The organism is Nonomuraea roseoviolacea subsp. carminata (assembly GCF_024172185.1).
Classification (GTDB): domain Bacteria; phylum Actinomycetota; class Actinomycetes; order Streptosporangiales; family Streptosporangiaceae; genus Nonomuraea; species Nonomuraea roseoviolacea.
Genome location: NZ_JAMZEC010000001.1, coordinates 8522873 through 8549384 on the forward strand (window position 1 = coordinate 8522873; position 26512 = coordinate 8549384).

Below are 26512 nucleotides of genomic sequence, written 5' to 3' on the forward strand. Positions count from 1 at the left end.
CTGTCGGTTCTGCTTGCTGTCGGTACGTCGGCTCGGCCGTGGGTCACCGGTTCTCTTGATCGAGGCCACCGTGAGCCTCCGCGGCGAGGTCCTGCCAGTCGGCCCAGGTCTTGAGCCGGTCGGCGTAGACCTGCTGGAGCATCGGGTAGAAGCCCTGCCCGAAGAGCACCCGCAGGGGCGGCCTGTCAGAGTCGATGATCTTGAGGAGTGCCCGGGCCGCGGCGGCCGGGTCGCCGGCGGGCTGCTGCCCTGTGATCGCGGCGATGCGCCGGCGAAGACCGTCGTAGATCGGGTCGGGCTCGGCCATGTGGCCGTTGTCGAGGGGATCGGGGTTCCGGCCGGACCGGGTGGCGAAGCCGCCGGGCTCGATCACGGTCACCTTGATGCCGAAGTCGGCGACCTCGTGGGCGAGGGATTCGTTCAGGGCTTCCAGGGCCCACTTGGAGGCGCTGTAGGCGCCGCCGAGCGGGAACGCCATGAGCCCGGCCGCCGAGGACAGCTGGATGATGTGCCCGCCGCGCTGTGCACGCAGATGGGGCAGCGCGGCCTGGATCACCCACACCGCGCCGAACAGGTTGGTCTCCAGTTGGTCGCGCAGCTCCTGCTCGGTCATCTCCTCGATCGCGCCGACCAGGGCGTAACCGGCGTTGTTCACGATGACGTCGAGACGGCCGAAGTGCTCGGCGGCCCGCTTCACACCCTCGAAGACGGCGGCCTTGTCGGTGACGTCCAGTTCCAGCGCGAGCACCGCGTCGCCGTAGGCGGCGACCAGCTCGTCCAGGCTTGCAGCGCTCCGGGCGGTCGCGGCCACTCTGTCGCCACGCGACAGGGCGGCCTCGACGAACGCACGGCCGAGGCCGCGGGACGAACCGGTGACGAACCAGACCTTGCTCACGATGTCTTCCGTTCTCTCTGAGGTGGCGGTTGCGGGGGGACGACCATGCGGCGTCCGCGCCCCGAACTTTGTGACAGCGCGGCCATGTGACGTGTGTCACCCATCAGAGGTGTCACACCGCGGTGGGCGCCGACGCCTTGTGCATGGAGCAGGAGTCGCCGGTGAACAGGCAGGAGCCAGGCATGAACGAGCGCAGGGACGCGACGACGGGCACAGCCGAGCCGATGGCTGGTGGCGGCCGGATGGACCTGGCCACCGAGGCGTTCCTCGCCCACCGCAACCTGCTGTTCACCGTCGCCTACGAGATGCTCGGCTCGGCGGCCGACGCCGAGGACGCCCTGCAGGAGACGTGGCTGCGATGGGTCAAGATCGACCTGGGTCAGGTGTGCGACCAGCGCGCCTTCCTGATACGGATCGTCACCCGGCGCGCGCTGGACCGGCTGCGCGTCATGAAGCGCCGCAAGGAGGCGTACGTCGGCCCCTGGCTGCCCGAGCCGCTGCTCACCGCGCCGGACGTGGCCGAGGACGTCGAGCTGGCCGAGAGCGTGTCGATGGCGCTGATGCTCGTGCTGGAGACGCTGGCGCCGACCGAGCGGGCCGTCTTCGTGCTGCGCGAGGTCTTCGACGTCGGCTACGACGAGATCGCGGCCGCCGTCGGCAAGGCGCCGGCGACCGTCCGCCAGATCGCGCACCGGGCCCGCCGGCACGTCGAGGCCCGGCGGCCTCGCGAGGTGGTCTCCCCGAGCCAGGCCCGGGCGGCTGTGGAGTCCTTCCGGCGCGCGCTCGACGCCAGGGACCTGCAGGGCCTGCTCGACGTGCTCGCCCCTGAGGTCGTCCTGGTGAGCGACGGCGGGGGCGTCAAGCAGGCCGTGCCGCGACCCGTCACCGGCGCCCGCAAGGTGGCCCACATGATCGTCAGTGGCCTCGGCAAAGCGCAGGTCGCGCTCACCAGCGAGCCGACCGTGGTCAACGGCAACCCGGCGCTCATTCTCCGCCTCAACGGCGAGGTCGACGGCGTCATGGCGGTCCGGGTCGAGGATGCCCGCATCACCGGCCTGTACTACGTCCGCAACCCCCGCAAGCTCACCCGCATCGCCTCCGCGACACCGCTCACGCTGAAGTGATCCGCCGGCCGCCGCGCCGAGGAGTGCACATGCCCGTCCAGGGCCCGACAGGCGGCCGGCCCGCCACTGTCATCCCGGCCGGCGGCGGCCAGGGCGGTCGTCCTGCTCACGGCGGTCGAAGTTCGCTTGAGGGTGCGGGCGTCCTCCATCGCCTGAGTGGACACCGGCCGCGTTGCCGGGGAGCATGCGCAGGATCAGGTCGACGGCGTCGTCCGAGCGGACTCCTGGGGTCAGGACCTCCTGTAAGAGCAGGCCGCGGATCGCGGCAACGGCGACGGTGGCCATGGTCAGCGCTTCCCCGGTGTCGTGCCCTTCGCGTTCCGCGAGTGAGGCCAGCATCTTGGTCAGGTCGTCGAGCGAGTCGATGAACTCGGGGAAGTCCTCCGGCCTGTACGCGGCCAGTCCTACGACGTGGAAGAAGCCGCGGACACGCGACAACTGCTCCGGGCGGGTGTAGGTCCGCCAGATCGCCACGACGAGGTCGGTGAAGGTGCCCTGCTGGGCGGCTGCGAAAAGGGCCTCGTTGTCACGAGATCGCTGTGCCTTGAGCATGGCCGCCAGGACGCCCGGGAGTGACCCGAAGTGGTATCGCAGGAGGGCGTGGCTGGTCTCGGTCCGGGCGGCGATCTCGCGGAGCGACATCTCCGGTGAGGGAAGGGCCTCGTCGAAGGTGTCGAGGAGCCGGGCCAGGAGGCGCTCGCGTGCCTCGCCTTTGCGTTCCGTGGTTGACAGGATCACTCCTACAGTTTATCCATTGGAAAAGATTGTTGGCGGCGGCCTGTTGCTTCGTACATGGTCGCAGTCAGCTCGCGACGGCGGAGGGAACGACTCGTGGGACGTTTACAGGTGGTCGGCGCGGCGGTCGCCGACGGGACGGGGCGCGACCCCATGGACGTGGACGTCACCGTCGAAGACGGGTGGATCACCCAGCTCGGGGCCTCCGGCGCCGACCCTGGCGAGCGGCTCGACGCCGGGGGACTGACGATGACGCCCGGCCTGATCGACGCGCACGTTCACCTGGGCCTGTCGAGCCCGATCCAGCCGCAGTTCTCGTTCCAGATCAGTGCCGCCGAGATCGCGGCGGACATCTTCGCCACGGCCGGCGCAGCGCTCGACGCCGGCTTCACGACCGTCCGGGACACCGGAGGGATCGACGGCGGCGTCGTCACCACGATCGCGAAGGGCAAGGTCAGGGGGCCGCGCGTCCTGTCGTGCGGACCTGTGCAGTGCCAGATCGGTGGGCACGGCTACTACGGAGCCGACTGGGAACCCACCGAGCTGTGGAGCGGCCATCACCTTCCGGGTCTGTGCGCCCTGTCCATGATGTCGGGCAACGCGGACGAGCTGCGAGGCAATGTACGTGAGGCATTCCGCCGCGGAGCCTCCTTTCTGAAGCTCTGTGTGACCGGGGGAGTGGTCAGCGCTCACGACCGGCTGACCGACACCCAGTTCACCGTGGAGGAGATCGCCGTCGCTGTGCAGGAAGCCGCGGCACGGGGCACTTACGTGACGGTTCACGCCCACAACAATGAGGGCATTCGGAACGCGGTCGAGGCCGGGGCGCGCTGTGTCGAGCACGGCACCGACCTCGATGAGCCCACGGCCACCTTGATGGCCACGCGCGGGGTCGCCCTTGTGCCCACGTTCGCCGTCGTCGAGCGACTGCTGCACGACCCCGCGGAAGCCGGCCTCGGCGAGTCGGTCCGCGATCGTGTGCTGGGTGTCCGTGAGCGGATGACCGAGGCACTCGCTGCCGCCAAGGAGGCCGGAGTGCGGATCGGGCTGGGTTCCGATCTCATCGGTCCGGCTCAGGACCGTCGAGGTGAAGAACTCACGTTGCGCGCGGAGTTGGAGACACCCATGGAAGCCCTCGTGGCGGCCACGAAGACCAACGCCGACATCCTCGGCCTCTCGGACCAGGTGGGGGTCATCGCTCCCGGAATGCAGGCAGACCTCGTGCTCTGGAACGGCAACCCGCTCGAAGATCCGAAGCTCTTCGCCGACCCCGCCAACGCCGTCCTCGTCGTCCAGGCCGGACGCGTGGTGAAGGACCTGCGATGAGCGCCATGTGGCAGGGCTGCCTCGCCGACACCGACTACTTCGAGCTGCGTTCCAGCGGTGGGTACGACTACGGCGTCTGGGTCACCACGCCACCGGGCTACGACCCCGCCACGACGCCGGTGCCCGCGGTGTACGTGCTCGACGGCAATTGGGCCGTGGGCATGACGGCTCCGCTCATCGTCACCCAGCTGGACCCCATGCAGCAGATCCAGCCCTATATCCAGGTCAGCGTCGGTTACGCGGGCGAGGAAGCACAACACTGGGCACGGCTGCGCAACAGGGACCTCGTGCCACCCGGCGAGCCCATCGCCCAGGAGCTCATCGATGCCGTGGAGAAGGGATTCCAAGCGGGTGCGATGACGCGCGAGGAAGCCGACGCCTACCTCGCCGAGTTGAGCGACACCCGCGCCGATGCGTTCCTGGACTTCCTCACCACGGAACTGCACCCGCGGATCGAACGCGACTACGGCACAGCCGCGAGCGGTCACGGCCTTTTCGGCTACTCCTACGGCGGACTCTTCAGCCTCTACGCCTGGCTCTCCGGCGGCGCGCTCTTCGAGAGCGTCGGAGCGGGCAGCCCCGGTGTCGTCAGTACGGACAGTCAGGTCTTCGCCCAGCTCGAAGAGATGGGCGACAGCCTGCATGCGGCCAGGCTGCACGTGACCATCAACGTCCGAGAGCTTCTCGGCGACCTGGCCGTCTACCAGAACGTCACGAAGAACACCGCCACCCTCCTGCACCGCCTGACCTCACGCGGCGGAGCCGTCACCAGCGCGGTCCTGGACGAAACGCACGTGACCGGCCTGCAGGCCTCGTTCCTCAGTTATCTCAGGACCTGCCGTGCCCGGTAAGCGCACGGACGTCGTGGTGATCGGGTCGGGGGTGATCGGCGCGTCGGTCGCCCTGGAACTCGCCCGCCGTGGCCGGCAGGTGACGGTGGTCGACAAGGCCGGGGGCGCCGGCCACGGCTCCACGAGTGCGTCCAGCGCGGTGGTGCGGTTCAACTTCTCCACCGCCGCGGGCGTCGCCACCGCCTGGGAGGCGCACTTCGGCTGGAGGTCGTGGGCGGAGCACCTCGGCCGTGAGGTCGGGCCGTTGGCTCGGTACGTACGGTGCGGGATGGCGATGCTGGACGTGGACGTGGCTCCTCGGTCGGTGTACCTGCCGTTGTTCCGGAACGCGGGTATCCCGTTCGAGGAGTGGACGAGTGTGGACCTGTCGGAGCGGATCCCGGGTATCGACGTCGGCAGGTACTGGCCACCGAAACGTATCGACGACGACGAGTTCTGGGCCGAGACCGGAACCACGCTGGGTGCCGTGTACACACCTGATGCGGGGTACGTGAACGATCCGCAACTGGCGGCGCAGAATCTGGCCGCCGCCGCGCGGGCACACGGTGCCGAGTTCCGGTTCCATACGTCGGTGCGCGGGATCGAGCGGGCTCATGGCCGGGTCACCGCGGTGACACTCGCGGACGGGAGCAGGATCCCCTGCGGCGTGGTGGTCAACGCCGCAGGCCCATGGTCGACCCGCATCAACGAGCTGGCCTCGGTCGGATCCGACTTCACCGTGGGATGCCGGCCGTTACGGCAGGAGGTCGCGCACGTCGCGGCCCCCGTGGGTTTCGGCGCCGACAACCGCGCCGGGATCTGCGTCGCGGACATGGACCTGGGTATCTACCTGCGCGGTGAGGCCGGCGGGGGACTGCTGGTGGGTGGTACGGAACCGGAATGCGACCCGCTGCAATGGGTGGACGACCCGGACGCCGTCACCGCGCATCCGACGACGGCGGTGTTCGAGGCCCAGGTGACGAGGGCTGCGCGACGGCTACCGGCGTTGGAGATACCAAATCGGGCTCGCGGAGTCGTGGGAGTCTACGACGTCGCCGACGACTGGACGCCGATCTACGACCGTACGGAGCTGAACGGGTTCTACGTCGCCATGGGGACGAGCGGCAACCAGTTCAAGAACGCGCCGGTCGTCGGCAAGTTCCTCGCCGCGATCATCGAACAGACCGAGAACGGCGTAGATCACGACGAACGGCCGGTACGATTCGTCGGCGAGCACACCGGCCTGGCCATAGACCTTTCGGCGTTCTCCCGCAAGCGTCCCCGGGGCACCGCGAACTCGGGCACAGTCCTGGGCTGATCCGCCGCCGCGGGCCGTGTCGGGTCCGGGTCCCTGACGGGCGCCGCACCGCGACATACTCGTCTGTGGTGTGCGTGAGGATCGATGCCAGATGTCGTCAAGCGCGGTTCCGGCCGCCCGAGCCGAAAGGCCGCGTCAGTGAGGTCTGAGACCATGGTGTCCGGCTGGTGAGAAGATCGGGATCCTTCGGGAGGATGAAGGCGGTGCTCGCCGGATCGCGCGCCCTCGCGCTGAAGCACCGTGAGCTGCTGAAGTTCGCGGTGGTGGGCGGGACGGCGTTCCTGGTGGACAACGCGGTGTTCTACGGGCTGAAGCTGACCGTTCTGGAGCCGAAGCCGGTGACGGCGAAGGTCATCGCGGTGCTCGTGGCGACGATCGTGTCGTACGTGCTGAACCGCGAATGGTCGTTCCGGACCAGGGGCGGTCGCGAGCGCCACCACGAGGCGGCGCTGTTCTTCCTGGTCAGTGGCGTCGGTCTGGTGCTCAGCTCCGTGCCGCTGTGGATCTCCCGGTACGTGTTCCTGCTGCGGACCCCGGACGTGAGCCTGGTCACGCAGGAGATCGCCGACTTCATGAGCGCGCAGGTCATCGGCACGCTGGTCGCCATGGTCTTCCGTTTCTGGGCGTTCCGGAAGTGGGTCTTCCCCGACGAGGAGTCCCGCCCCGGCCGCGTGCGGCTGGCGCCGGCTCCCGAGCCCGAGGACGAGGCGGCCTGACCACCCCGGTCCCCGCCGGACCCGCGACCCGATCGAGGGTCGTTCAGTCGAACCGCAGGACGAACCGCCCGCGAATGCCGCGTCGTCCGAGCGAGCGGTGCGCGTCGGCGGCCCGGGAGGCGGGCAGCCGGCCGGCCACGCGGACGGTGAGCCGTCCGTCGCCGGCGAGTTCGGCGAGCCGGTCGAGCTCGGCCACGGCCTCGGCGTGGTCGCGGACGAAGATCGGGGCGACGCGGACCCGGCCGGTCCCGTCGCCCTCGTAGCCGCGGAGGGTGACGACGGTGCCGCCGTCCTTGACGGCCGGGAGCGCGGCGGCCTCCAGCGAGGCGGCGTCGAGGAGCCCGTCGACGCCGCCGCGATGGCGGCGGCGGACGATCGCCACGAAATCGTCCCCGCGCGGCACGACCTCGTCGGCTCCGCAGTCGCGGACGAAGCTCTCGTCCTGCGGGGCGGCGTCGGCCACGACGACCAGCCCGGCCTGCTTGGCGAGCTGGACGAAGTATCCGCCGACGGTGCCGGCGGCGCCGGTGACGGCGACCGTCGCGCCGGCCGGCAGAGCCAGCGTGTCGAGCGCGAGCCGCGCGGTGAGCCCGTTCATCGGGATGGTGGCGGCCTGGACGTCCGAGAGACCGGCCGGGATCTTCGCGACCGACCGTGCCGGCACGACGAGGTCTGCCCGGTAGCCGCCGTGCTCGCCCGAGGGCACCACGACGGCCATGACGGCGTCCCCGGTCGTGACCGGGCGGTCGACGGCGGGGCCGATCTCGGTGATCACGCCGGCGACCTCCATGCCCGGCACCCGCACCGCGTCCGCCTCGTCCTGTCGGGGACGTGACCGGATCACCGCGTCGACCGGGTTCACCGTGGCGCTGGTGACCCGGATCCTGACCTGACCGGGACCGATCGGTTCGGCCGCCAGATCGAGCGTGCCGAGCGCGTCCGGTCCGCCTGGTCGTGTCACTCCGATTGCCTGGACCATGGTTGTTCGTCGCTCCTTGTTGGTTGCTGCCCGGGTGAGGGTGCGCAGGACTGGCCGCGCCGCCGACATCAGCCGCGGCGTGTGCTCAAACCGTGTTCGGTTACGGCGACGCGGGGGCCTGAAGACCTTCGAGCAGCAGGCTGCACACGTCGTCGAGGTCGGTGTCGATGCCCGGGTTCTGCCATTCGCCGGCATGGGCGAGGTGGTGGAACCTGACGGTGGCGTGGAAGACCGCGCGGGCGGTGGCCTCCGCGTCGCCGGTGCGGAAGCCGCCGTCTGCGGCGCCGTCGGCGATGATGGCTGTGAGCTGGCCCAGCAGGTCGGCGACGTGGTCGGTGGCGACGGTGCTGTGCGCGGCGGCGAGGATTCCGTAGGCGGCGAACAGCTCCGGGGCCTCGCGAATCTTCGCCTGCTTCCCGGCCAGGACGGCGTGCAACCAGGCACGCAGTCGTTGCGCCGGCGGGACCGCCCGGTCGGCGGCGATGACGGCGAGGGTGTCGCGGGTGCGGTCGAGCCAGCGCCGGGTCACGGCCTCGCGGAGAGCCTGCTTGGAGGCGAAGTGCTTGTAGACGGCGGCGTGGCTGACCCCGAGTGCCCGGGCGACGTCGACGACGGTCGCCTTGTCCGGTCCGTGGCGGCGCAGGATCTCCTCGGTGGCCGCCAGGATGATGTCCGCGTCCAGTGGGGTTCGGGCGGGCATCAGTGTTTGCTCCCGGTTCGCTCGCTGTCCAGGAGCGCGAGCAGGGCGGGGGCGTAGCGCAGTGTCGCGACGCTCTGCTCGTCGGCGCTGTGTCCGTACGCGCCGGACATGCCTGCGCAGCCAAGCCCGACCGCCCCTACGCAGACGTCGGCGCCAAGTGTTCTCTGCTCCACGCGCTGAACACTAGGCGCACTGGTTACAAATATCAAGTTCTGTAACTTGATATCTGATCTCCGGCATGCGGGCCGTGTCAGCGTCATGTCAGGTCCGTGTCGGGTCGCGGGGCCACGATTCTCGGCATGGACACAGCAACACAGTTCCCGGCCGACAGCCGGGGCGCGCAGCCGAAAGGCTTCGTCGCCAAGCTCCTCGCCGACCGTCACTCCGTCCCGTTCTCCATCGCGCTGCACCTGGTGCCCGGCGCGGTCATCGTCGCCGTGTACGCGTTCGTCGCCGCCCCCCTGGTGCGGGCGATGGGCTTCCCGATCTTCCTGGCCTGGGCCATCGCCCTCGCGATCGTGCTCTTCCCGCTCCAGTTGTTCCTGCTGTGGCTGGGCAAGAAGAAGACCGGCCGCTTCACCCTGAAGGGCGTCGTGCGCTACCGCGACAAGCCGCTCTCACGCGGCAAGGTCGTCGGGCTCGGAGCGGCGTGCCTCGTCTGGATGACCGGGGTCTCGCTCGCGCTGACCCCGCTGGACAACATCGTCTACCACTGGTTCTTCACCTGGGTGGACTACCAGGGCGCCGGCCCCGACGGCACCGCCTACCTCCAGGGCTACCCGCAGGAGCTCGTGCTCACCACGCTGCTCATCAGCGCGCCGTTCACCGGCTTCACCCTGCCGCTGATCGAGGAGTACTACTTCCGCGGCTTCCTGCTGCCCCGTCTCCCGCAGCTCGGCAAGTGGGCCCCGTTCTTCAACACCTTCTTCTTCTCGGTGTACCACTTCTGGGCCCCGTGGACGGTCCTGTCGAAGCTCGTCTTCCTCTACCCGGGCGTCTGGCTCGCCTGGAAGAAACAGGACATCCGCCTCTCGATCACCATGCACCCCGGTTCGACGCTGCTGATGACCGTGGCCGGCCTCATCGCCCTGGCCTCCGGCGCCTACTCGATGTGAGACCCGCCTCAGATGACGCAGCCGTCCTGGTCGAGGTCGTGGAGTCCGGCCGTGCTCTCCACCATCCGCCGGTAGTCGGGGCATCGGGTGAAGTCCTCCGCGGTGCACCGCATCAGGTGCTCGATCAGCGCCTTGGAGGCCGCTATCTCCTGGAGCCGGTGTTCCAGCTCCGCGTGATGCCGCTGGAGGAGGGCCCGGCGTTCGGCCTGGTCGGAGACGGTGAGGATCTCCCGGATCTGCTCCAGGCTCATGCCCACTGTCTTGGCCCGGATGATCGTCAGGACGCGGACGACGTGATCGCGGGTGTAGCGGCGGCGGCCGTTGACCCTGGTGGCGGGGGTCAGCAGGCCCATGGCCTCCCAGTGGCGCAGGACGTGCGGGGCGAGGCCGAACTGCTCCGCTAGTTCCCCGATCTGCATCCAGTCGCTTGACTTCATGTTGACATTAACTTGCAGACTTGCCTCCACGTCAAGCGATCACGCTTTGTGGAGGCAAGAGATGTTCGACGTCGTCATCGCCGGGGGAGGCCCGGCCGGCAGGGCCGCCGCGCCGATCGTGGTACCCGGCACGCGGGCAAGGGGCTGATCATGGTGTCCGCGGATCTCACGCAGACCGCCCCCGGCGTCCCGTCGAAGGGCGGCGGCAAGGTGCCGCTCGCCACGGCCGGCCTGCTGATCGGCATGCTGCTGTCGGTCCTTGACCAGACGGTGGTGGCCATCGCCCTGCCCGACATCGCCGCCCAGTTGGGCGGCATGGACGCGATCGGCTGGGTCGTCACCTCCTACGTGCTGGCCTCGACCGCGACCGGCGCGCTCTACGGCCGCCTCAGCGACCGGTACGGACGGCGTACGGTGTTCCTCGTCGCGGTCGCCGTCTTCGTCGCGGGCTCCGCCCTGTGCGGCCTGGCCCAGACGATGCCCCAGCTCATCGCCTTCAGGACCGTGCAGGGCATCGGCGCGGGCGCGCTGTTCGTCCTGCCCACCATCGCGCTGTCCGAGTTGTACCCGCCCCGCCTGCGTAGCCGGATCCAGGGTTTCACCGGCGGCGTCTTCGCCCTCGCCAGCGTGGGCGGCCCGCTGGCCGGCGGCGGCATCACCGACGCCTGGGGCTGGCGCTGGATCTTCTACGTCAACCTCCCGCTCGGCCTGCTCGCCATGGCGCTCACCGCGTACGCGCTGCGACTGCCCAGGATCGGCGGGGACGGCAGGATCGACCTCGCCGGTGCCGTCCTGATCGCCGGCGCGACCGTGAGCCTGCTGCTGGTGGCCGAATGGGGCGGCCGGACGTACGCGTGGGACTCCGGCGTGATCCTCGCGCTGATCGCCGCCCTGGTGGTGCTGGGAGCGCTGTTCGTGTGGCGGGAACGCCGCGCGGCCAACCCGCTGCTGCCGCTGCGGCTGTTCGCCGACCGCACCCTGCGGGTCGCACTGCCCGCCACCGCGCTGCTGGGCGCGCTGCTCGGCGGATCGATCGTCTACCTGCCCACCTACCTGCGGGCCGCCTACGGCATGGGCGCCACCCAGGCAGGCCTGGCCCTCAACCCGTACGTCCTGACGTTCATGGCGGTCTCCTCAGTGGCCGGCGCCCGCATCGGCGCCGGCGGCCGGTTCAAGCCCTACCTGCTCGCCGGCTCGCTGATCGCGGTCCTGGGATTCGCCCTGCTGAGCCAGCTCCGTCCCGGCACCCCCTACGCCCTGCTCGCCGCGGAGATCGGCGTGCTCGGCATCGGCTTCGGGCTGCTGATGCAGAACCTCGTGGTCGTCGCCCAGAACGCCGTCTCCGCCGCGGACCTGGCCGCCACCACCTCCGCCACGGTGTCCGTACGCGGCCTGGGCCTCTCGCTCGGCGTGGCCGTCTTCGGCAGCCTCCTGACCCGCGAACTCCAGGGACGGGTCCCAGGTCCGCGGGCGACCGCCGATGCCATCCCGGAGGTGTTGTCCTGGGGCGCGCCGGCGGCCCTCGTCCTGGTGGCGTTCCTGGCGCTGCTGCCCCGAAGCGTCAACCGCCCCAGGTCAGGAGAGGCGGCGGCATGAGCACCGACCGACAAACCATCGTGATCGAGGGATACGAGACCGTCCGAGCGCTGCTGGCCGACGCCCGGCTGTCCAGCGCGCCCCCTGACGGCCAGGCGGGTTTCGGCGGCCGGCACATGCTCAACACCGACCCTCCCGACCACACCAGACTCCGCAGACTCGCCCAGAAGGCCTTCACCGCGAGGCGGGTGGCAGCGCTCCGACCGCAGATCCAGCAGATCACCGACGCGCTGATCGCCGGCATTCTCCCGCGGGGAGAGGCCGACCTGGTCGGCGACGTGGCCTTCCCCCTGGCCACCACCGTCATCTGCGAGCTTCTCGGCGTGCCGGCGGCTGACCGCACCACGTTCGGCGACTGGTTCACCGCCGCCCTCACCCCGGCCGACGCCCCCGACGCGGACGTCATCGTGAGCCGGGCACTCAAGGCGCTCAACGACTACATCCAGGCGCTGGTCGACGCCAAGCGCGGCTCGGCCGGGAGCGCGGGCGACGACCTGCTGACCGCCCTCGTCCAGGCCCGGGACGGCGATGACGCGCTCAGCGAGGAAGAGCTCGTGGCCACGGTGTTCCTGCTGCTCGGAGCCGGACACGAGACCACCGTCAACCTGATCGGCAACGCCATGCTGACGCTGCTCACCGACCCTGGCCGGCTCCGGCTCCTGCGCGAGCGGCCCGACCTGCTGCCCCCCGCCGTCGAGGAGCTCCTGCGCCTGGACGGGCCGGTCCAGCACGCCACCCCCCGCATCGCGCTCCAGGACATCGCCGTCGACGGCCTGGTGATCCCCGCGGGCAGCCGGGTCATCCTGAGGATCGCGGCAGCGAACCGGGACCCGGGGATCTTCGCCGAGCCGCACCGTCTCGTCCTCGACCGGACGGGCCCCACCCACCTGGCGTTCGGGCACGGCATCCACCATTGCCTCGGCGCTCCGCTCGGCCGTCTTGAGGCGCACATCGCCATCGGCGCCCTGCTCACCCGGCTGCCCGGCCTCCGGCTGAGCGGTCCGGCCGCCGGCCTGCGCTGGAAACCGGGCGACTTCCTGCGCGGCCTCACGGCGCTACCCGTACGATTCACCTCCGGCCTGCTCGGGCCCGGCGGCGGCGAGCGCTGAGCCGCGTTCCTGATCCTTCTCGGTGGCGACGGCGGTGGCCGAGAGGAGCGTCGCGGCGGACAGGCCGCCCCAGAGGGCGGCCGAGCCGTGGGAGGCCAGCGCGGTGATGACCGCCGGGGAGACGGCCAGGCCGAAGCCCGTGGAGAGCTGGAAGCGGGCAAGGGCGCGTCCCAGGAGACGGGCCGGGGCGAGGGCGGTGACGAGCGCGGTGGCGCTGCCGGCGTAGATGATCTCGCCGATGGTGCAGACCACGGACACCGCGGCGACCGCCGGGGCGCCCCAGCCGTCTCCCAGCGGGATGGCCGCGAGGAAGCCGAGGTAGGACGCGGCGAGCACCACGCCGGCCAGAGCCAGCACGGTCCGCCGGGGAAAGCGGGACATCAGCACCGTGACCGGAACCTGCAGGGTGACCACCAGCACGGTGTTCGCCACGAAGATGGCCGCCGACCACACCGGGGACGCGTGCATCTGCGTCACGAGGACGAGGGGGAGCGCGATCTCGGGGACGTTGAGGCAGAAGACGTAGATCACGTTGGCGGCCAGCAGCGCGCGCATCCGGGGCGCGGGCCCGTCGTCCCCGTCGTTCGCCGCGGCGGCGGCCGGATGGGCGTGCACCTGGACCGACCACGCCAAGGCCGCCGCGGCGAGATAGGCGACCCCGGTGACGGCGGCCAGCGCCTGCAACGCGCTGGTGCCGCCCGCCAGGCACGCGGTGGCGAGGAGGGCGCCCACGCCCAGGCCGGCGTTGCGCAGGGCGCGGCCTCCCGCGAGAGCGGCGTCACGTTCGCGGCCATGGGAGACCGTGGCCACGAGGGCGGCATGGGCGGCCGGCCATACCTGGTTGCCGATGCCGAGGAAGAGCGCCGCCGCCGTGAACAGCCGGACGTGCCCCGCCGGAGCGGCCAGCAGCAGCGCCACGCCCAGCACCCGCACCAGCATCGACGCCGCCACGACCGTGCTGCGCGCGCCCCGGTCCAGCCACCGGCCGACCGCGGGCATGCAGACCAGGCCCACGACGACGCCGACCGTCATGGCGATGCCGGTGACCGGCGCCGACAGCCGCAGCACCGTCACCCCGTAGAGCAGCAGAAAGGGGCGCAGCAGGCCGGTGCCGAGCGCGTCCACGGCCAGGGCGACGGCGTAGCGGGGGCCTCCGGAGGCGCGCACGAGGGCGCCCGGCCGGATCTTGGTGGTGGTTGCCATGGGGTCAACGATGCGTTCGGCCGCCGGGTCCGACCGCGTCGGTTGACGGACACCGTCAATCGACGCGGGCGCCGGCCGTCCGACCAGCGATGATGTGGGGATGACGTTGAGCATCGACATCGGCGGCCTGCCGTCCGGTCACCTGCGGTTCGCCGCCTCCCCGCTGGCCGAGCTGACCGCGATGCTGCACGTGCTGGCCGAACCCGGGCACCACCCGCAGCTCGCCGGCTGGGCCGGGGACGTCTGGGCCGGGCTGCGGCCGGAGCTGGCCGAGCGGCTCAAGGAGGCGGAGTTCCTCTGGCGTTCCTCACGGGCCGACTTCCTGGTCCCCGCTCGTCCCCGGCCGACCCTCGCCGAGGAGCTGGACGACGTGGACCGGATCGACGACGAGACCTACGTCACCGCCGCGCTCATCACCACGTGCGGCAGCAACCGGGTGCGCTTCGCCGCGCCGTCGCCGCTCGCCGACGCGACGGCGCGCGAGCGCGCCCTGGACCTCGCCCAGGCCCGCGGCGCGCTCCAGGAGGCCTTCGCGGAACGGCTGCTCGCGGACCCCGCGGCCGTGCGGGCGCGGGTGCGGCACACCCTCGAACAGTGCGCCGAGGCCTTCTTCGACGACGCCTGGACGACCGTCGCCGTGCGACTCGCCACCGACCTGCGCCTGAAGAACGACCTGCTGAAGCGCCAGGGCATCGGCGCGGCACTCACGTCGATCTCCGGCGCGGTCACCCTGACGCCGGACGGCGACCGCATCATCGTGGACAAGCTGCAGGACAACGCGACCACCGCCCACGGCGGCGGGGTCACCTTCCTGCCCAGCGTCTTCGGCCGCCCGCACCTGGTGGTGGTCCACGCGCCCGGGTGGCAGCCGGTGGTGCAGTACCCCGTGGCCGAGCCGGGCCCGTCGGAGCCGGTGTCACTGGAGACGGTCACGCTCCGGCTGGAGGCGCTCGCGCATCCGGTACGGCTGCGGCTGCTGCGCACCCTGGCCCGCGGCCCGCACACCACCGGTGAGCTGGCCCACGCCTGGGAGCTCTCGGCCCCGGAGGTCTCCCGCCACCTCGCCGTCCTGCGCCGCGCGGGCCTGCTCACGGCCCGGCGGCAGGGCCGTTACGTCCGTTACACCGTGAATGTGCCCGACCTGACGGCGCTGGGGGCCGACCTGCTGGCGGCTGTGCTGCGCTGAGGGAGGTCCCCTACCCGGACGCGCCGAGCGCCGTGTCGATGCGGTACCCGACGCCGGGCACCGTCGCGATGACCCACGGCTCGCCGAGCCGCTTGCGCAGGGCCGACACCGTGATGCGCACCGCGTTGGTGAAGGGGTCGGCGTTCCCGTCCCACGCCCGCTCCAGCAGGTCCTCCGCGCTGACGACACCGCCTTCGGCGGCGAGCAGAACCTCCAGGACGGCGAACTGCTTCCTGGTCAGCGCGACGTACCGGCCGTCCCGGTAGACCTCGCGGCGGAACGGGTCCAGCCGCAGGCCGGCGAGCTCCCGCACGGGCGGCCTGCTGTGGGCGCGCCGGCGGTCGAGCGCCCGCAGCCGGAGCACGAGCTCCTTGAGCGCGAACGGCTTGGTGAGGTAGTCGTCGGCGCCGAGCTCGAAACCCGACGCCTTGTCGTCGAGCCGGTCGGCGGCGGTGAGCATGAGGATCGGCATGCCGCTGCCGGAAGCGACGATGCGGGAGGCGACCTCGTCACCGGACGGCCCGGGGATGTCACGGTCGAGGACCGCGATGTCGTACTGGTTGACGGTCAGCAACTCGAGGGCCGTCTCGCCGTCGCCGGCGATGTCGGCCGCGATCGCTTCCAGCCGTAGCCCGTCACGGATGGCTTCCGCCATGTAGGGCTCATCCTCGACGACGAGCACGCGCATGCACCGATGGTACGAGCCCGGCCCTATCGCCGGCGTATCGGAAATCGCATAGGGGCCGGCAACGGCGCGCTGCCTTGACTGGCGGCATGAGCCTTCACGCACCAGCGCGAACAGAGACCCGCCGCGCCCGCGGGTTCGTCGTCGGCGCTCTGGCGGTGGTCACCGCCGCGGCGGTCGTCCTGGTCGGGCACCAGGGCGCTCCGGGCGCGGCGGACGGCGTCGTCCCCGACGGTGTGACCGTCTTCGACGACGGGTTCCCGGCCGTGGCCAAGCTCGATCCGGACCTGCTCGGGGCCCTGCGCCGGGCGGCGGCCGACGCCGCGGGGGACGGCGTCGAGTTCCGCGTCAACAGCGGATGGCGTTCCCCGCGGTACCAGGAGCGGCTGCTCCGCGATGCCGTCGCCAAGTACGGCTCGGAAGAGGAGGCCGCGCGGTGGGTCGCCACCCCGGACACGTCCGCCCACGTGTCCGGGGACGCCGTCGACCTCGGGCCACCCGGCGCGGCGGCGTGGCTGTCCCGGCACGGCGCCCGCTACGGGCTGTGCCAGATCTACGCGAACGAGTCCTGGCACTACGAACGGCGTCCCGAAGCGGCCGAACGCGGCTGCCCGCCCATGTACGCCGACCCCACCGAGGACCCGAGGATGCGGCGATGACCGGCGACCACGGCGGTCGCCCGCTTCGGGACCTCCCGGCAGGGGCTACATGGTCGTCCCGCCCGAGACGTCGAGCCGGTGCCCGGTGACGTAGCGGCCGTCGTCGGAGGCCAGGAACGCGACCACGTCGGCCACGTCCTCCGGCGTGCCCAGCCGGCCGAGGGGCGTCTGCGACGACAGCCACGCCAGCGCCTCGCCGACCAGGCGCCCCTCGTGCATGTCGGTGTCGATGACGCCGGGGGCCACGACGTTGACCGTGATGCCGCGCGGCCCGAGCTGCTTGGCCAGCGCGGTGGTGAGGACGTCCAGCGCGGCCTTGGACATGGCGTAGTCGATCGCCCGGGGCATGGCCGCGCCCCGGGTCAGCATGGTGCCCACGGTGACGATCCGGCCGCCGTCGCGCAGCCGTGGCAGGGCCTGCTGGGTGATGAAGAACGGGGCGGTGGTGTTGACCGCGAACAGGTGCTCGAAGCCCTCCCGGGTGACGCCGTCGATCTCGCTCTGCCCGCCCAGGATGCCCGCGTTGTTGACGAGGATGTCCAGCCCGTCGGCGTGCGCGTCGAAGCCGGCCCACAAAGTTTCGGCGTCACCCGGCGCGCCCAGTTCGGCCTGGACGGCGAAGGCCCGCCCGCCGGCCGCCTCGATGGCGGCGACGGTGTCCTTGGCGGCGGCGTGGTTGCCGCCGTAGTGCACGGCGACGCGGGCGCCTTCGCGGGCCAGCCGGGTGGCGATCGCGCGGCCGATGCCCCGGCTCGCGCCGGTCACCAGCGCCGTCCTGCCGGTCAATGTCGTCATGTTCATGCCTTTCTGGTTCATGCGGTGTAGGGGGTGGTGGTCTTGGCGTCGCGCAGGATCCGCGCCCACCACGTCACCTGGTCGAGGAGGGCCTTGGCGGCGGCGGCCGGGCCGACGGGGTCCTTCGGCTGCCCGTCGCCGTCGAAGGACTCCCAGGCGCCGTGGAAGCTGACGGTGTCCCGGGTGGTGACGGCGTGCAGCTCGGCGAAGACGGCACGCAGATGCTCCACCGCGCGCAGGCCGCCGGAGATGCCGCCGTAGGAGACGAACGCCACCGGCTTGGCGTGGAACTGCTGGTTGTGCCAGTCGATCGCGTTCTTCAGGCCGGCCGGGTAGCTGTGGTTGTACTCGGGGGTCACCACCACGAACGCGTCGGCGGCCGCCAGCCGCGGGGTCAGCTCGCCCAGGGCCCTCAGCACCGGCTCCGGCGCGGACATCGACGGGGCCGCCGCCCCGATCGGCACGTCGGCCAGGTCGATCACGTCGACGTCGAGGTCCGGGCGGCCCGCGGCCTGGCCGGCGAACCAGGTGGCCACGGTCGGGCCGAGGCGGCCGTCGCGGACACTGCCGACGATCACGGCGAGCCGTAGCGGATCATCGATCATGGGGCGCTCCTTTCGTGGGCGGCCTGTCGCAGGGCCGCCAGCAGAGTGGACTCGGTCAGGGATCCGGTCAGCGGCGGCAGGTCCTCGATGAGGAAGACCGGCACGCCGGTGACGCCGAGGCGGCGCACCCGGTCCAGCCGGGCGCGTACGGCGGCACGCTGCACGCGTCCGGTGACGACGCCGACCTCGGCGGCCAGCCGGGCGAGGGTGGCGGGGTCGCCGATGTGCAGCCCGTCGGTGAAGTGGGCGCGGAACAGGCGTTCCGCCATGGGCTCGGCCTTGCCCTGGAGCGCCGCGTCGGCGATCAGGAGGTGCGCGTCGAAGGTGCCGGTGGCGATGGCCTTGCCGTACTCGAACCTGAGTCCTTCGCGCGTCGCGTGTTCGGCGAAGGCGAGCGCGCCGGTCACCGCCCGCGGGCCGAAGGTCTGTTCCAGGACGTCGAGCAGCGGCCGTCCCTCGGTCGAGGCGCCCGGGGCCAGCTCGAACGGCAGGAACTCCACCGGCACCTCCACGCCCTCGGCCCGGAGCCGGTCGGCGGCTCGGGCGAAGCGGGTGTAGCCGAGGTAGGAGTGCGAGCAGATGACGTCCACCACGATCCGGACGTTCACGGTGTGCCGCATGCGTCGCCCCTTCACGCCGTCGCGGTGGCCGGTTCGGCCGACGGGGTACGGTCACGCAGCGGGACCTCGCGGATGAACCAGGCCAGCAGGAAGGCGAGCGCGCCCAGCGCCGCCGCGCCGAGGGCCATGGCGTGGACGCCGTTGGAGACGGCGAGGTGGACCGCCTCCCGGGTGGAGGCCGGGAGCTGGGCGAGCGCGCCGGGAGTGAGCCGGTCCGAGGCGATCCGGGCGCCTGCCTCCGCGCCGAGACTCTCGACGAGGGTGCCCTGCAGGCGGGCGGTGTACAGGGCGCCCAGGACGGCCACGCCCAGCGAGGCGCCCATGGTGTGCCAGAGGGTGACCGAGCCGCTGGCCGCTCCCATGTCGCGCGGCTCGGCGCTGTTGATCGTGATGATCGTGGTGGACTGCGTCAGCAGGCCCACGCCCATGCCGCCGATCAGCGTGAGACCGGAGGCGAGGGCCAGGTTCGTGCCGGGCCCCAGGATCAGCAGCGCGAGCATGCCGGCGGCTACGGCGGCGCCGCCGAGGATCGGGTAGATCCGGTAGCGGCCGGTGCGGCTGATGAGCCGGCCGGTTCCGACGAGCACGGCGACCATGCCCAGCATCGAGGGCAGGATCAGCAGGCCGCTGGCGATGGGCGAGGCGTTCTGCACGAGCTGCATGTACTGCGGCAGGAAGGTGGCCGCGACCACCATGCCGACGCCGCCCAGGAAGCGGATGACCTGGGCGAGGGTGAAGTTGCGGTCGGCGAACAGCCGTAGCGGGACGATCGGCTCGGCCGCGCGCCGTTCCACCGCCAGCAGGGCGGCCAGCGCCGCCGCTCCGGTCACGACGAGGGCGAGGATCGGCGCCGAGCCCCAGGCGTACCGGGTGCCGGCCCAGCTCGCGACCAGGCTCAGCGCCACCAGCGCCACCGTCAGCAGCAGCGCGCCGAGAAAGTCGATCCGGGCTCCGATCCGGCGCCGCTCCAGCCGCACGGCGGTGCCGATGAGCAGCAGGGCGAGCGCGCCGATGGGCAGATTGACGAAGAACGCCCACCGCCAGCCCAGCCGCTCGGCGAACAGGCCGCCCAGCACCGGTCCGGCGATGAAGGCGATCGGCATCATCGTCCCGAACATCCCCATGAGCCGGCCGCTGTGCCGGGGCGGAACCAGCTCGCCGATCAGCGCCAGAGCTCCGGTCATCAGGCCGCCCGCGCCCAGTCCCTGCACCATCCGGAAGGCGACGAGCTGGGGCATGTCCTGCGCGAGCCCGGACAGCGCCGAGCCGAGCAGGAAGACCACGATCGAGGCCATGTAGACCGTCTTTCGGCCGTACAGGTCACCGAGCTTTCCCCAGATCGGCGTCGAGGCGGCCATGCAGATCAGATAGGCGGTCGCCACCCAGGAGAAGTACTCCAGGCCGCCGAGGTCCCGCACGATCGTGGGCAGCGCGGGCCCGAGCATCATGCCGTCCAACGGGGCTGTGATCATGCCGAGCATCACGCCGATCACGCCCGTACGAAGTGATCGATCCATGTGCGCCTCCATTTGCGTACTACGTACCTGAAATGGACCATAGCTATTCAGGTACCATGTACGCAAACGCGAAGAGGGGGCGAGAGGTGGCCGACGAGAAGCCGACCAGCATCTGGATGCAGCCGGAACGGCAGGAGCGCTCCGGACCGGGACGGCGCCCCGGCTACAGCCGCGAGCAGGTCACGCGCACGGCCGTCCGGATCGCCGACGCGGAGGGGCTGGACGCCGTGACGATGCGCCGGATCGCGTGCGACCTCGGGACCGGTGCCATGTCGCTCTACCGGTACGTGCCCCGGCGCGACGACCTGTTCGACCTCATGATCGACCTGGCGATGAGCGAGGTGGAGCTGCCCGACGGCCCGTCCGGTGACTGGCGCGCCGACCTGACGCTGCTGGCCGGTCGGGTCCGCGCCGCGGGCCTGCGCCATCCCTGGCTGATCGCGCTGCTCACCAGCCGGCCGACCCTGGGCCCGAACCTGCTGCGCGTGCACGAGTTCGCGCTGGGCGCGTTCGAGGGGATCGGGCTCGACATCGACGACATCACCGGCTTCGCCGGCATGCTGGACGACTACGTCCACAGCGCGATCCGCCGCGAGATCGGCTGGCAGGAGGAGGCCCGCCGCACCGGGCTGGACCCCGAGCGCTGGAAGCGCGACTACATGGGGCCGTACGTGCGCCAGGTCGTGGAGTCCGGCGCCTTCCCGCTGTTCAACCGGTCGGTCCTGGAGTCACGCACCGCCCACCTCACGCCCGAGGAGCGCTTCCGGCAGGGGCTCGACCGCATCCTCGACGCCGTCGCCGCGCTCATCGCCGCGCTTCCCGCCCGGCCTTGATCACTGCCGCCGGGACGGCTAACCTGAGCGCCGTTCACACCGCCATGGAGTTGGGGACCCACTGACGATGAGCGCGGAAGAGGATTTCCGGCAGGTCGGCGCCGAGCTGGCCGACCTCGGGGTGCAGATCTCCAGGATGATGGGGAGCCCGGCGCTCAAGGATCAGGCGGGGAAGGTGTTCGCGAGCCTGCAGCGTGACGGCGCGATGGTGTTCCGGCTGGTCAGGGACACCCCCGAACACGCGGAGGCGCTCCAGCTGGCCGGGGCGTCCCTGTTCGACCCCTCCGGGAAGGGCCGGGAGGTCAAGGACTGGGTGGTCGTGCCGCACTCCTCGGCCGACAGGTGGACGGATCTGGCCGAGGCCGCCCTCAGCCGCCCGCGCTGACGAGCAAGCCACATCGACGTGGCACGCTCCGAGTTCACCGCCGGCCCCCGCTGGGGGATGACCGGTGGAGGTCGGCGCGGACGTGCAGCCGCACCCCCTGCAGGCCGAACAGGATCAACAGCTCGACCACGCCGCCGTCGGCGCTGCCCAGCCAGTGCGGCAAGGACGTGTCGAACTCGGCCGCCTCGCCGGGCGGCAGGGTCAGGTCGCGCTCGCCGAGGACGAGCCGCAGGCGCCCGCTGAGCACGTAGAGCCATTCGAAGCCCTCGTGCGTCTGCGGGGTCGGTTCGAGCGGTCGCGGCCGCGCCGGGATGATCATCTTGAACGCGTGCACCCCGCCCGGCCGCCGCGACAGCGGGATGAACGTCATCCCGAACCGTTCGATCGGCGTGAGGTGTATCCGGGGGTCGCCGGTGCGCGGGGCGCCGACGAGCTCGTCCAGCGGGACGTCGTAGGTGCGCGCCAGCGGCAGCAGCAACTCCAGGGTCGCCCGGCGCTGCCCGCTCTCCAGCCGGGACAGGGTGCTCTCCGACACGCCGGTCGTCGCCGCGAGGGTGGCGAGGGTGATGCCGCGCTCACGGCGCAGCGCGCGCAGTCGCGGCCCCACAGCGTCGAGAACGTCGTCGGTTTCGCGATCCACGGGGCCCATCTTGCCAGAACCGCAAGATTTCGTGCCAGGTCGTGGCGCTCCTGGCAAGACTGAGCGCACACCGACAGAAGGAGTCTTGATGGGCACCACCGATGCGGTCACGTTCTGGGACGAGGTCTACGCGGGCCGGCCGGCGGCCGTCGATCCGCGGCCGAACGCGCGTCTCACCGAGACGGTGACGGGTCTGCCGCCCGGCGACGCGCTGGACCTCGGATGCGGCGACGGCGGCGACGCGCTGTGGCTCGCCGGCCAGGGGTGGCACGTCACCGCCGTCGACATCTCGGCCGTGGCGGTCGAGCGGCTGGCCGCCCTCGCCCGTGCGCGCGGGCTGGGCGACCACGTCGCCGCCGTTCGCCACGACCTGCACGCGTCCTTCCCGCACGGCGCGTTCGACCTGATCTGTGCCCACTACCTGCGCACGCCCCACGACCTGGACAGGGCGGACGTCCTGCGCTCCGCCTCGCGTGCCCTGCGCCCAGGTGGGCGGCTGCTGGTCGTGGACCACGGCTCGGCCGCGCCGTGGTCGTGGAACCAGGACCCCGGCGCCCGGTATCCGAGCCCGCTGGAGGTCGCCGCGGGCATCGACCTGGACCCGGCGCTCTGGTCGATCGAGCGGGCCGACACGCCCCGCCGGATCGCGACCGGACCGGGCGGGCGCACCGCCGAGGTCACCGACCACGTCCTGCTCGTCCGCCGCACCGCCTGAGACCGCGACCCGAAGGAGACCGCTGTGCCCAGCACCAGGCGGCACGACCGCCGCGGCGACACCCCGCCGCCCCGTACCGGAGGCGACGAGAGCACGACCCTGCGCGCGTTCCTCGACTACCTCCGGGCCTCGATCGCCGCGAAGGTCGAGGGCGCCCCCGAACCGCAGGCGCGAGCAGCCGCGGTGCCGTCCGGCACGAACCTGCTCGGCCTGCTCAACCACCTCACGTTCGTCGAACGCTCGCTGTTGCTCGGCGACGACGTCACCGACTGGCAGGCGACGTTCCACGCCGCGCCGGCGGACAGCGTGGCCGACGTCGTCGCCCGCTACCGGGAGACGGTCGGGCGCGCGAACGACCTGCTCGACGGGTGCGCCGACCTCGGCGCACCCGTCCCTCGGCCGCGGCCGGGGCGCCCCGCTCCCAGCGTCCGCTGGGCCCTCACCCACCTGATCGAGGAGACCGGCCGGCACGCGGGCCACGCCGACATCCTGCGCGAGCTGATCGACGGCGCGACCGGGCGCTGACCCGCCCCCCTCCAGGACACCACCACTTTCTCCGGACAGGACCTCATGATCACCGCAACTCGTCCGTCGTCGCGCCGCTTCCCGCGATCCGCGCGTACGGCGGCGGCCGTCACCCTCGCCCTCCTCCTCACGACCGGCACCGCGGCCTGCTCCACGCCGGCGGCCGGCGAGGTTCCCTCCTACGCCGTCGCCACCCGCGACGACCCCAGGTTCGGCAAGACCTTCCGGCACGCGTTCGCCGACGTCGACGGAGTCCGCATGCACTACGTGACCGGCGGCAGCGGCACTCCGGTGGTGCTGATCCACGGCTGGCCGCAGACCTGGTACGGCTGGTGGCCGATCATGCCGGCGCTGGCCAGGAACCACACCGTCTACGCCGTGGACCTTCCCGGGCTGGGCGACAGCACCGGCTCACCGACCGGCTACGACAAGGCCACGCTGGCGCGGTACGTGCACAAGCTGATCGCCGAGCGGCTCGGGGTGCGCGACGCCCGCGTCGTCGGGCACGACTTCGGCGCCGCGGTGGCCTTCCAGTACGCCAGCCGGTTCCCCGGCGACACCGCCCGCCTCGGCTACCTCGACCTGCCGCTGCCCGGCCCGGCGATCGACGCGCGCACGTACCGCTCGCTGAGCTGGCACATCGCCTTCCACTCCCAGCGACGGGTGCCCGAGGCGGTCGTGAACGACGACGTCCGCGAGTACCTCGCCCTGTTCTATCCCCAGGTCTCCTTCGGCGGCACGGCGTTCGGCGGCACCTCCGAGCGGTCGCCGTTCACCGACGCCGAGATCAACGAGTACGCGCGGACCTACAGCCGGCCGGCGGCCCTGTCAGGCGGCTTCGAGCTCTACCGCGCCCTCGACAAGGACGTCCGCGACACCGCGGCGGCGGCGCCGGTCCGGGTCCCGACGCTGCTCATGACCGCGCAGGGGCAGCTCGACGCGATCCGGGCCACGGTGGCCCCGCGCATGACCACGATCGTGCGCGCGGTGGACGTGCCGCGCGCGGGGCACTGGCTCGTCGAGGAGAACCCGGGGTTCGTCACCGCGGAGCTGGTCCGCTTCCTCGACGGATGACCGTCCTGAGAGCCGGTCATCGAGTCCTGAGGTGCCGGAAGGCGGCCCGGAGCTCGGAGACCAGGAGATCCGGCTGTTCCAGACCGGGGAAGTGGCCGCCGCGGTCCAGCTCGTGCCATGACCGGAGGTCGTGGTAGCGGCGCTCGGCCCAGCGCCGGGCGGTCGGCCACGGCTCGGCCGGGAACAGCGAGCACGCGGTGGGCACCGTCACCGGCCGCGCGTTCTCCTCTTCGGCGCCGCGTGGCACCCACCGCATGGCCTCCCAGTACCAGCGGGCGCTGGAGGCGCCGGTCCCGGTCAGCCAGTACAGGGCGATGTCGTCCACCTGCTGCGACAGGCTCACCCCGCCGCCGGCCTCCGGCCGGGTGTCGGAGTAGGCGGCGAACTTCTCGCCGAGCCACGCCGCCAGGCCGGCGGGAGAGTCGAGCAGGGAGTAGCCGAGTGTCTGCGGGCGCGTACTCATGATCACCCCGAAGCCGTACCCGTCGGCGAGATGGAGGTCGCGCCGCTCCAGCACACGTTGTTCCGCGGGGTCCGGCGAGAGCCGGTCGTCGGGCAGGGGAGAGGCGATCGGCATCGTCAGGTGCAGTCCGGCGACGCGCTCGGGCGCCAGGCGCGCCAGTTCGGTGCTGACGAACGCGCCCCAGTCCCCGCCGTGCGCGCCGAAGCGCTCGTAGCCGAGCAGGGCCATCAGCTCGGCCCACGCCCGCGCCGTGCGGCCGGGGTTCCACCCGCGCTCGCGGGGACGGTCGCTGAAGCCGAACCCCGGCAGGGCCGGGACGACGACGTGGAAGGCGTCGCTCGCCGAACCGCCGTGGGCGACCGGGTCGCTGAGCGGCCCGAGGACGTTCTCGAACTCGAGGACGGAACCCGGCCAGCCGTGGGTCAGCAGCAGGGGGAGCGCCGTGGGCTCGGGCGAGCGCACGTGCCAGAACGCGATGCGCAGGCCGTCGAGGCGCGCGCGGTAGTGCGGTATCGCGTTCCACCGCTCCTCCCTGGCCCGCCAGTCGTGCGTGCGCCAGGTGTCCAGCAGCGTCCTGAGCCGATCCAGCTCGATCCCCTGCGTGGCGTCCGGCACCGTCTCCGGCTCGGGGAGGCGGACCGCGTCGAGCCGGGCCCGCAGGTCCGCCAGGTCGCGGTCGGGAACATGCACGGGATAGGGCTCGATCTCAGGAGTTGTCGTCAGATTTCCAGACATGGGGAAACCCTAGGAACGAGCCACCCCCGTGATCCATGCCAGGGATTGCCGGGAAAGCGGTCAGGAATTGCGGTACGCCGAGGGACGGATGCCGGTGTGCCGCAGGAAGGCCGTCGACAAAGCGCCGGGGCTCGCGAAGCCGCAGAGCGGCGCGATCTGGGCGAGTGTGAGGTCGGTGTCCCGCAGCAGGTGTTGCGCCTTCTCGATCCGCAGCCGGATGAGGAACCGGTGGGGCGTCTCTCCCGTCGTCCGGCTGAACACCCGAACGAGGTGATAGACGCTGAGATACACCTCGTCCGCGATGTCGGCCAGGGTGAGCGGTTCGGCCAGCCGGTCGCGCATGAGTGCGATCGCCGCGCGGATGCGCGCGTCCTCACGCGCCGGCGTCCGCCACGCGGGCGGCCGGGAATGGCGGGTGAGCAGGTGCACGGCCAGGAAGGCGGCCGCGGACTCGGCGTACAGGTCTTCGGTCTCGTCCGCCGAGCCGACGGCGCGGACGGTCTCCTCGATCAGCGGATCACCGGCGGCGACGGACGCCGCCATGCTCGCGTAGTCCACCGCGCGGCCACCGAGCTGCTCCGCCGTCCGTTCGACGGTGCCGCGGGGGAGGTGGATCTGCACGCTGCGTAAGGGGCCGTCGGCGCGATAGCGGCGCAGGGCGGGCCGGTCCGGGATGACCAGTTCGAGCCGCCCCGGCGCCCAGGTGTGGCGGCTCCATCGGCCGTCGGCGTGCGTCTCGATCACGGCCCGGCCGCTCACGGGCAGGACCAGGTGCAGGTCCGCCGTGGCCGGCAGCTCCATGTCCTCGACCAGCGGGACGTGGTCGAACCGTTGCGCGAGCAAGGACTGCCAGCCGAGGTCCTCCCAGCTGCAGCGCGTCCGCCGGACGTAGCGGTTCATGTCGAAACCGGCATAGGGCTGAAGATCCAGATGAGCGGAGTCGAACACCATGCGGCCGAGGCTAACCGCAGGTGTCGTCCGTCGAGATGCTT

The 26512-nt window shown here is 71.7% G+C and carries 29 protein-coding genes; 15 read left to right on the forward strand and 14 right to left on the reverse strand.

What is annotated here, in order from left to right:
* Positions 1 to 43: 43 nt before the first annotated feature.
* Positions 44 to 895: an SDR family NAD(P)-dependent oxidoreductase gene (locus HD595_RS39525; protein ID WP_253778408.1), complete on the reverse strand. Its 852-nt coding sequence runs from the start codon at positions 893 to 895 to the stop codon at positions 44 to 46.
* 182 nt (positions 896 to 1077) lie between these two features.
* Between HD595_RS39525 and HD595_RS39530 the strand changes: the two genes are divergently transcribed.
* The gene (locus HD595_RS39530) at positions 1078 to 2019 is read left to right on the forward strand and encodes an RNA polymerase sigma-70 factor (RefSeq protein WP_253778409.1); all 942 of its coding nucleotides are present in this window, start codon (positions 1078 to 1080) and stop codon (positions 2017 to 2019) included.
* A 69-nt stretch (positions 2020 to 2088) separates the two neighbouring features.
* Here the strand turns inward: HD595_RS39530 and HD595_RS39535 are convergent, their stop codons facing one another.
* Complete coding sequence (locus HD595_RS39535; protein WP_253778410.1) at positions 2089 to 2757, reverse strand: TetR/AcrR family transcriptional regulator; 669 nt, start codon at positions 2755 to 2757, stop codon at positions 2089 to 2091.
* Positions 2758 to 2850: 93 nt separating this feature from the next.
* Between HD595_RS39535 and HD595_RS39540 the strand changes: the two genes are divergently transcribed.
* From HD595_RS39540 to HD595_RS39555, 4 genes are all read left to right on the forward strand, one after another.
* Positions 2851 to 4080 (forward strand): metal-dependent hydrolase family protein, encoded by a 1230-nt coding sequence (locus HD595_RS39540; protein WP_253778411.1) that lies wholly within the window; start codon positions 2851 to 2853, stop codon positions 4078 to 4080.
* The gene (locus HD595_RS39545; RefSeq protein ID WP_253778413.1) at positions 4077 to 4931 is read left to right on the forward strand and encodes an alpha/beta hydrolase; all 855 of its coding nucleotides are present in this window, start codon (positions 4077 to 4079) and stop codon (positions 4929 to 4931) included. Before HD595_RS39540 ends, HD595_RS39545 begins: the two co-directional genes overlap by 4 nt.
* Positions 4921 to 6228, forward strand: a complete 1308-nt coding sequence (locus tag HD595_RS39550; RefSeq protein WP_253778415.1) for an NAD(P)/FAD-dependent oxidoreductase — start codon at positions 4921 to 4923, stop codon at positions 6226 to 6228. The genes HD595_RS39545 and HD595_RS39550 overlap by 11 nt, the downstream gene beginning before the upstream one ends.
* Positions 6229 to 6422: 194 nt before the next feature.
* Complete coding sequence (locus tag HD595_RS39555; protein ID WP_253778417.1) at positions 6423 to 6944, forward strand: GtrA family protein; 522 nt, start codon at positions 6423 to 6425, stop codon at positions 6942 to 6944.
* Positions 6945 to 6987: 43 nt separating this feature from the next.
* On the opposite strand, the gene HD595_RS39560 is transcribed toward HD595_RS39555, so the two are convergent.
* Complete coding sequence (locus tag HD595_RS39560) at positions 6988 to 7905, reverse strand: NADP-dependent oxidoreductase (RefSeq protein ID WP_253778419.1); 918 nt, start codon at positions 7903 to 7905, stop codon at positions 6988 to 6990.
* A gap of 118 nt (positions 7906 to 8023) precedes the next feature.
* Complete coding sequence (locus HD595_RS39565) at positions 8024 to 8623, reverse strand: TetR/AcrR family transcriptional regulator (protein ID WP_253778422.1); 600 nt, start codon at positions 8621 to 8623, stop codon at positions 8024 to 8026.
* 299 nt (positions 8624 to 8922) lie between these two features.
* Between HD595_RS39565 and HD595_RS39570 the strand changes: the two genes are divergently transcribed.
* A complete protein-coding gene (locus HD595_RS39570; protein WP_253778424.1) occupies positions 8923 to 9738 on the forward strand; it encodes a CPBP family intramembrane glutamic endopeptidase in 816 nt (271 codons plus the stop codon).
* A gap of 8 nt (positions 9739 to 9746) precedes the next feature.
* Here the strand turns inward: HD595_RS39570 and HD595_RS39575 are convergent, their stop codons facing one another.
* On the reverse strand, positions 9747 to 10175 hold the full coding sequence (locus HD595_RS39575; protein ID WP_253778426.1) for a MerR family transcriptional regulator: 429 nt from the start codon (positions 10173 to 10175) through the stop codon (positions 9747 to 9749).
* Between the two features lie 150 nt (positions 10176 to 10325).
* Here HD595_RS39575 and HD595_RS39580 point away from each other — a divergent pair, with 150 nt between their 5' ends.
* On the forward strand, positions 10326 to 11771 hold the full coding sequence (locus HD595_RS39580) for an MDR family MFS transporter (protein WP_253778428.1): 1446 nt from the start codon (positions 10326 to 10328) through the stop codon (positions 11769 to 11771).
* On the forward strand, positions 11768 to 12880 hold the full coding sequence (locus HD595_RS39585) for a cytochrome P450 family protein (protein ID WP_253778430.1): 1113 nt from the start codon (positions 11768 to 11770) through the stop codon (positions 12878 to 12880). The genes HD595_RS39580 and HD595_RS39585 overlap by 4 nt, the downstream gene beginning before the upstream one ends.
* Here HD595_RS39585 and HD595_RS39590 read toward each other — a convergent pair.
* Positions 12827 to 14083: an MFS transporter gene (locus HD595_RS39590; protein WP_253778432.1), complete on the reverse strand. Its 1257-nt coding sequence runs from the start codon at positions 14081 to 14083 to the stop codon at positions 12827 to 12829. The genes HD595_RS39585 and HD595_RS39590 overlap by 54 nt on opposite strands.
* Before the next feature lie 100 nt (positions 14084 to 14183).
* Here HD595_RS39590 and HD595_RS39595 point away from each other — a divergent pair, with 100 nt between their 5' ends.
* Positions 14184 to 15269 carry a helix-turn-helix domain-containing protein gene (locus HD595_RS39595; protein WP_253778434.1) on the forward strand — a complete coding sequence of 362 codons (1086 nt, stop codon included), beginning with the start codon at positions 14184 to 14186 and terminating at the stop codon, positions 15267 to 15269.
* A gap of 10 nt (positions 15270 to 15279) precedes the next feature.
* On the opposite strand, the gene HD595_RS39600 is transcribed toward HD595_RS39595, so the two are convergent.
* Positions 15280 to 15957 (reverse strand): response regulator transcription factor, encoded by a 678-nt coding sequence (locus tag HD595_RS39600; RefSeq protein WP_253778437.1) that lies wholly within the window; start codon positions 15955 to 15957, stop codon positions 15280 to 15282.
* Between the two features lie 86 nt (positions 15958 to 16043).
* Here HD595_RS39600 and HD595_RS39605 point away from each other — a divergent pair, with 86 nt between their 5' ends.
* Positions 16044 to 16613, forward strand: a complete 570-nt coding sequence (locus tag HD595_RS39605) for a M15 family metallopeptidase (protein ID WP_253778439.1) — start codon at positions 16044 to 16046, stop codon at positions 16611 to 16613.
* A gap of 45 nt (positions 16614 to 16658) precedes the next feature.
* Here the strand turns inward: HD595_RS39605 and HD595_RS39610 are convergent, their stop codons facing one another.
* Genes HD595_RS39610 through HD595_RS39625 form a run of 4 tightly spaced genes read right to left on the reverse strand, consistent with a single transcriptional unit; the run spans position 16659 to position 20150 of the window.
* A complete protein-coding gene (locus HD595_RS39610; protein WP_253778441.1) occupies positions 16659 to 17408 on the reverse strand; it encodes an SDR family oxidoreductase in 750 nt (249 codons plus the stop codon).
* A gap of 17 nt (positions 17409 to 17425) precedes the next feature.
* The gene (locus HD595_RS39615) at positions 17426 to 18013 is read right to left on the reverse strand and encodes an NADPH-dependent FMN reductase (RefSeq protein WP_253778443.1); all 588 of its coding nucleotides are present in this window, start codon (positions 18011 to 18013) and stop codon (positions 17426 to 17428) included.
* A complete protein-coding gene (locus HD595_RS39620; RefSeq protein WP_253778446.1) occupies positions 18010 to 18633 on the reverse strand; it encodes a DsbA family oxidoreductase in 624 nt (207 codons plus the stop codon). Before HD595_RS39620 ends, HD595_RS39615 begins: the two co-directional genes overlap by 4 nt.
* An 11-nt stretch (positions 18634 to 18644) precedes the next feature.
* Positions 18645 to 20150 carry an MDR family MFS transporter gene (locus HD595_RS39625; protein ID WP_253778449.1) on the reverse strand — a complete coding sequence of 502 codons (1506 nt, stop codon included), beginning with the start codon at positions 20148 to 20150 and terminating at the stop codon, positions 18645 to 18647.
* Positions 20151 to 20236: 86 nt separating this feature from the next.
* Here HD595_RS39625 and HD595_RS39630 point away from each other — a divergent pair, with 86 nt between their 5' ends.
* Both HD595_RS39630 and HD595_RS39635 read left to right on the forward strand, forming a co-directional pair.
* Positions 20237 to 20983: a TetR/AcrR family transcriptional regulator C-terminal domain-containing protein gene (locus HD595_RS39630; RefSeq protein ID WP_253778452.1), complete on the forward strand. Its 747-nt coding sequence runs from the start codon at positions 20237 to 20239 to the stop codon at positions 20981 to 20983.
* Between the two features lie 67 nt (positions 20984 to 21050).
* Positions 21051 to 21368 (forward strand): hypothetical protein, encoded by a 318-nt coding sequence (locus tag HD595_RS39635; protein WP_253778455.1) that lies wholly within the window; start codon positions 21051 to 21053, stop codon positions 21366 to 21368.
* Positions 21369 to 21402: 34 nt separating this feature from the next.
* Here HD595_RS39635 and HD595_RS39640 read toward each other — a convergent pair whose 3' ends face one another.
* Positions 21403 to 22008 carry a helix-turn-helix domain-containing protein gene (locus tag HD595_RS39640; RefSeq protein WP_253778457.1) on the reverse strand — a complete coding sequence of 202 codons (606 nt, stop codon included), beginning with the start codon at positions 22006 to 22008 and terminating at the stop codon, positions 21403 to 21405.
* An 88-nt stretch (positions 22009 to 22096) separates the two neighbouring features.
* Between HD595_RS39640 and HD595_RS39645 the strand changes: the two genes are divergently transcribed.
* The 3 genes from HD595_RS39645 to HD595_RS39655 are packed head-to-tail and all read left to right on the forward strand — an operon-like array spanning position 22097 to position 24322.
* Entirely contained in the window at positions 22097 to 22723 is a 627-nt protein-coding gene (locus tag HD595_RS39645; RefSeq protein WP_253778459.1) for an SAM-dependent methyltransferase, read from the forward strand.
* Positions 22724 to 22747: 24 nt separating this feature from the next.
* Complete coding sequence (locus HD595_RS39650; RefSeq protein ID WP_253778461.1) at positions 22748 to 23248, forward strand: DinB family protein; 501 nt, start codon at positions 22748 to 22750, stop codon at positions 23246 to 23248.
* A gap of 45 nt (positions 23249 to 23293) precedes the next feature.
* Positions 23294 to 24322 (forward strand): alpha/beta fold hydrolase, encoded by a 1029-nt coding sequence (locus HD595_RS39655; protein ID WP_253778463.1) that lies wholly within the window; start codon positions 23294 to 23296, stop codon positions 24320 to 24322.
* A 16-nt stretch (positions 24323 to 24338) separates the two neighbouring features.
* Here the strand turns inward: HD595_RS39655 and HD595_RS39660 are convergent, their stop codons facing one another.
* Both HD595_RS39660 and HD595_RS39665 read right to left on the reverse strand, forming a co-directional pair.
* Positions 24339 to 25520 carry an epoxide hydrolase family protein gene (locus HD595_RS39660; RefSeq protein WP_253778465.1) on the reverse strand — a complete coding sequence of 394 codons (1182 nt, stop codon included), beginning with the start codon at positions 25518 to 25520 and terminating at the stop codon, positions 24339 to 24341.
* 60 nt (positions 25521 to 25580) lie between these two features.
* Complete coding sequence (locus HD595_RS39665; protein WP_253778468.1) at positions 25581 to 26471, reverse strand: AraC family transcriptional regulator; 891 nt, start codon at positions 26469 to 26471, stop codon at positions 25581 to 25583.
* Positions 26472 to 26512: the final 41 nt, after the last annotated feature.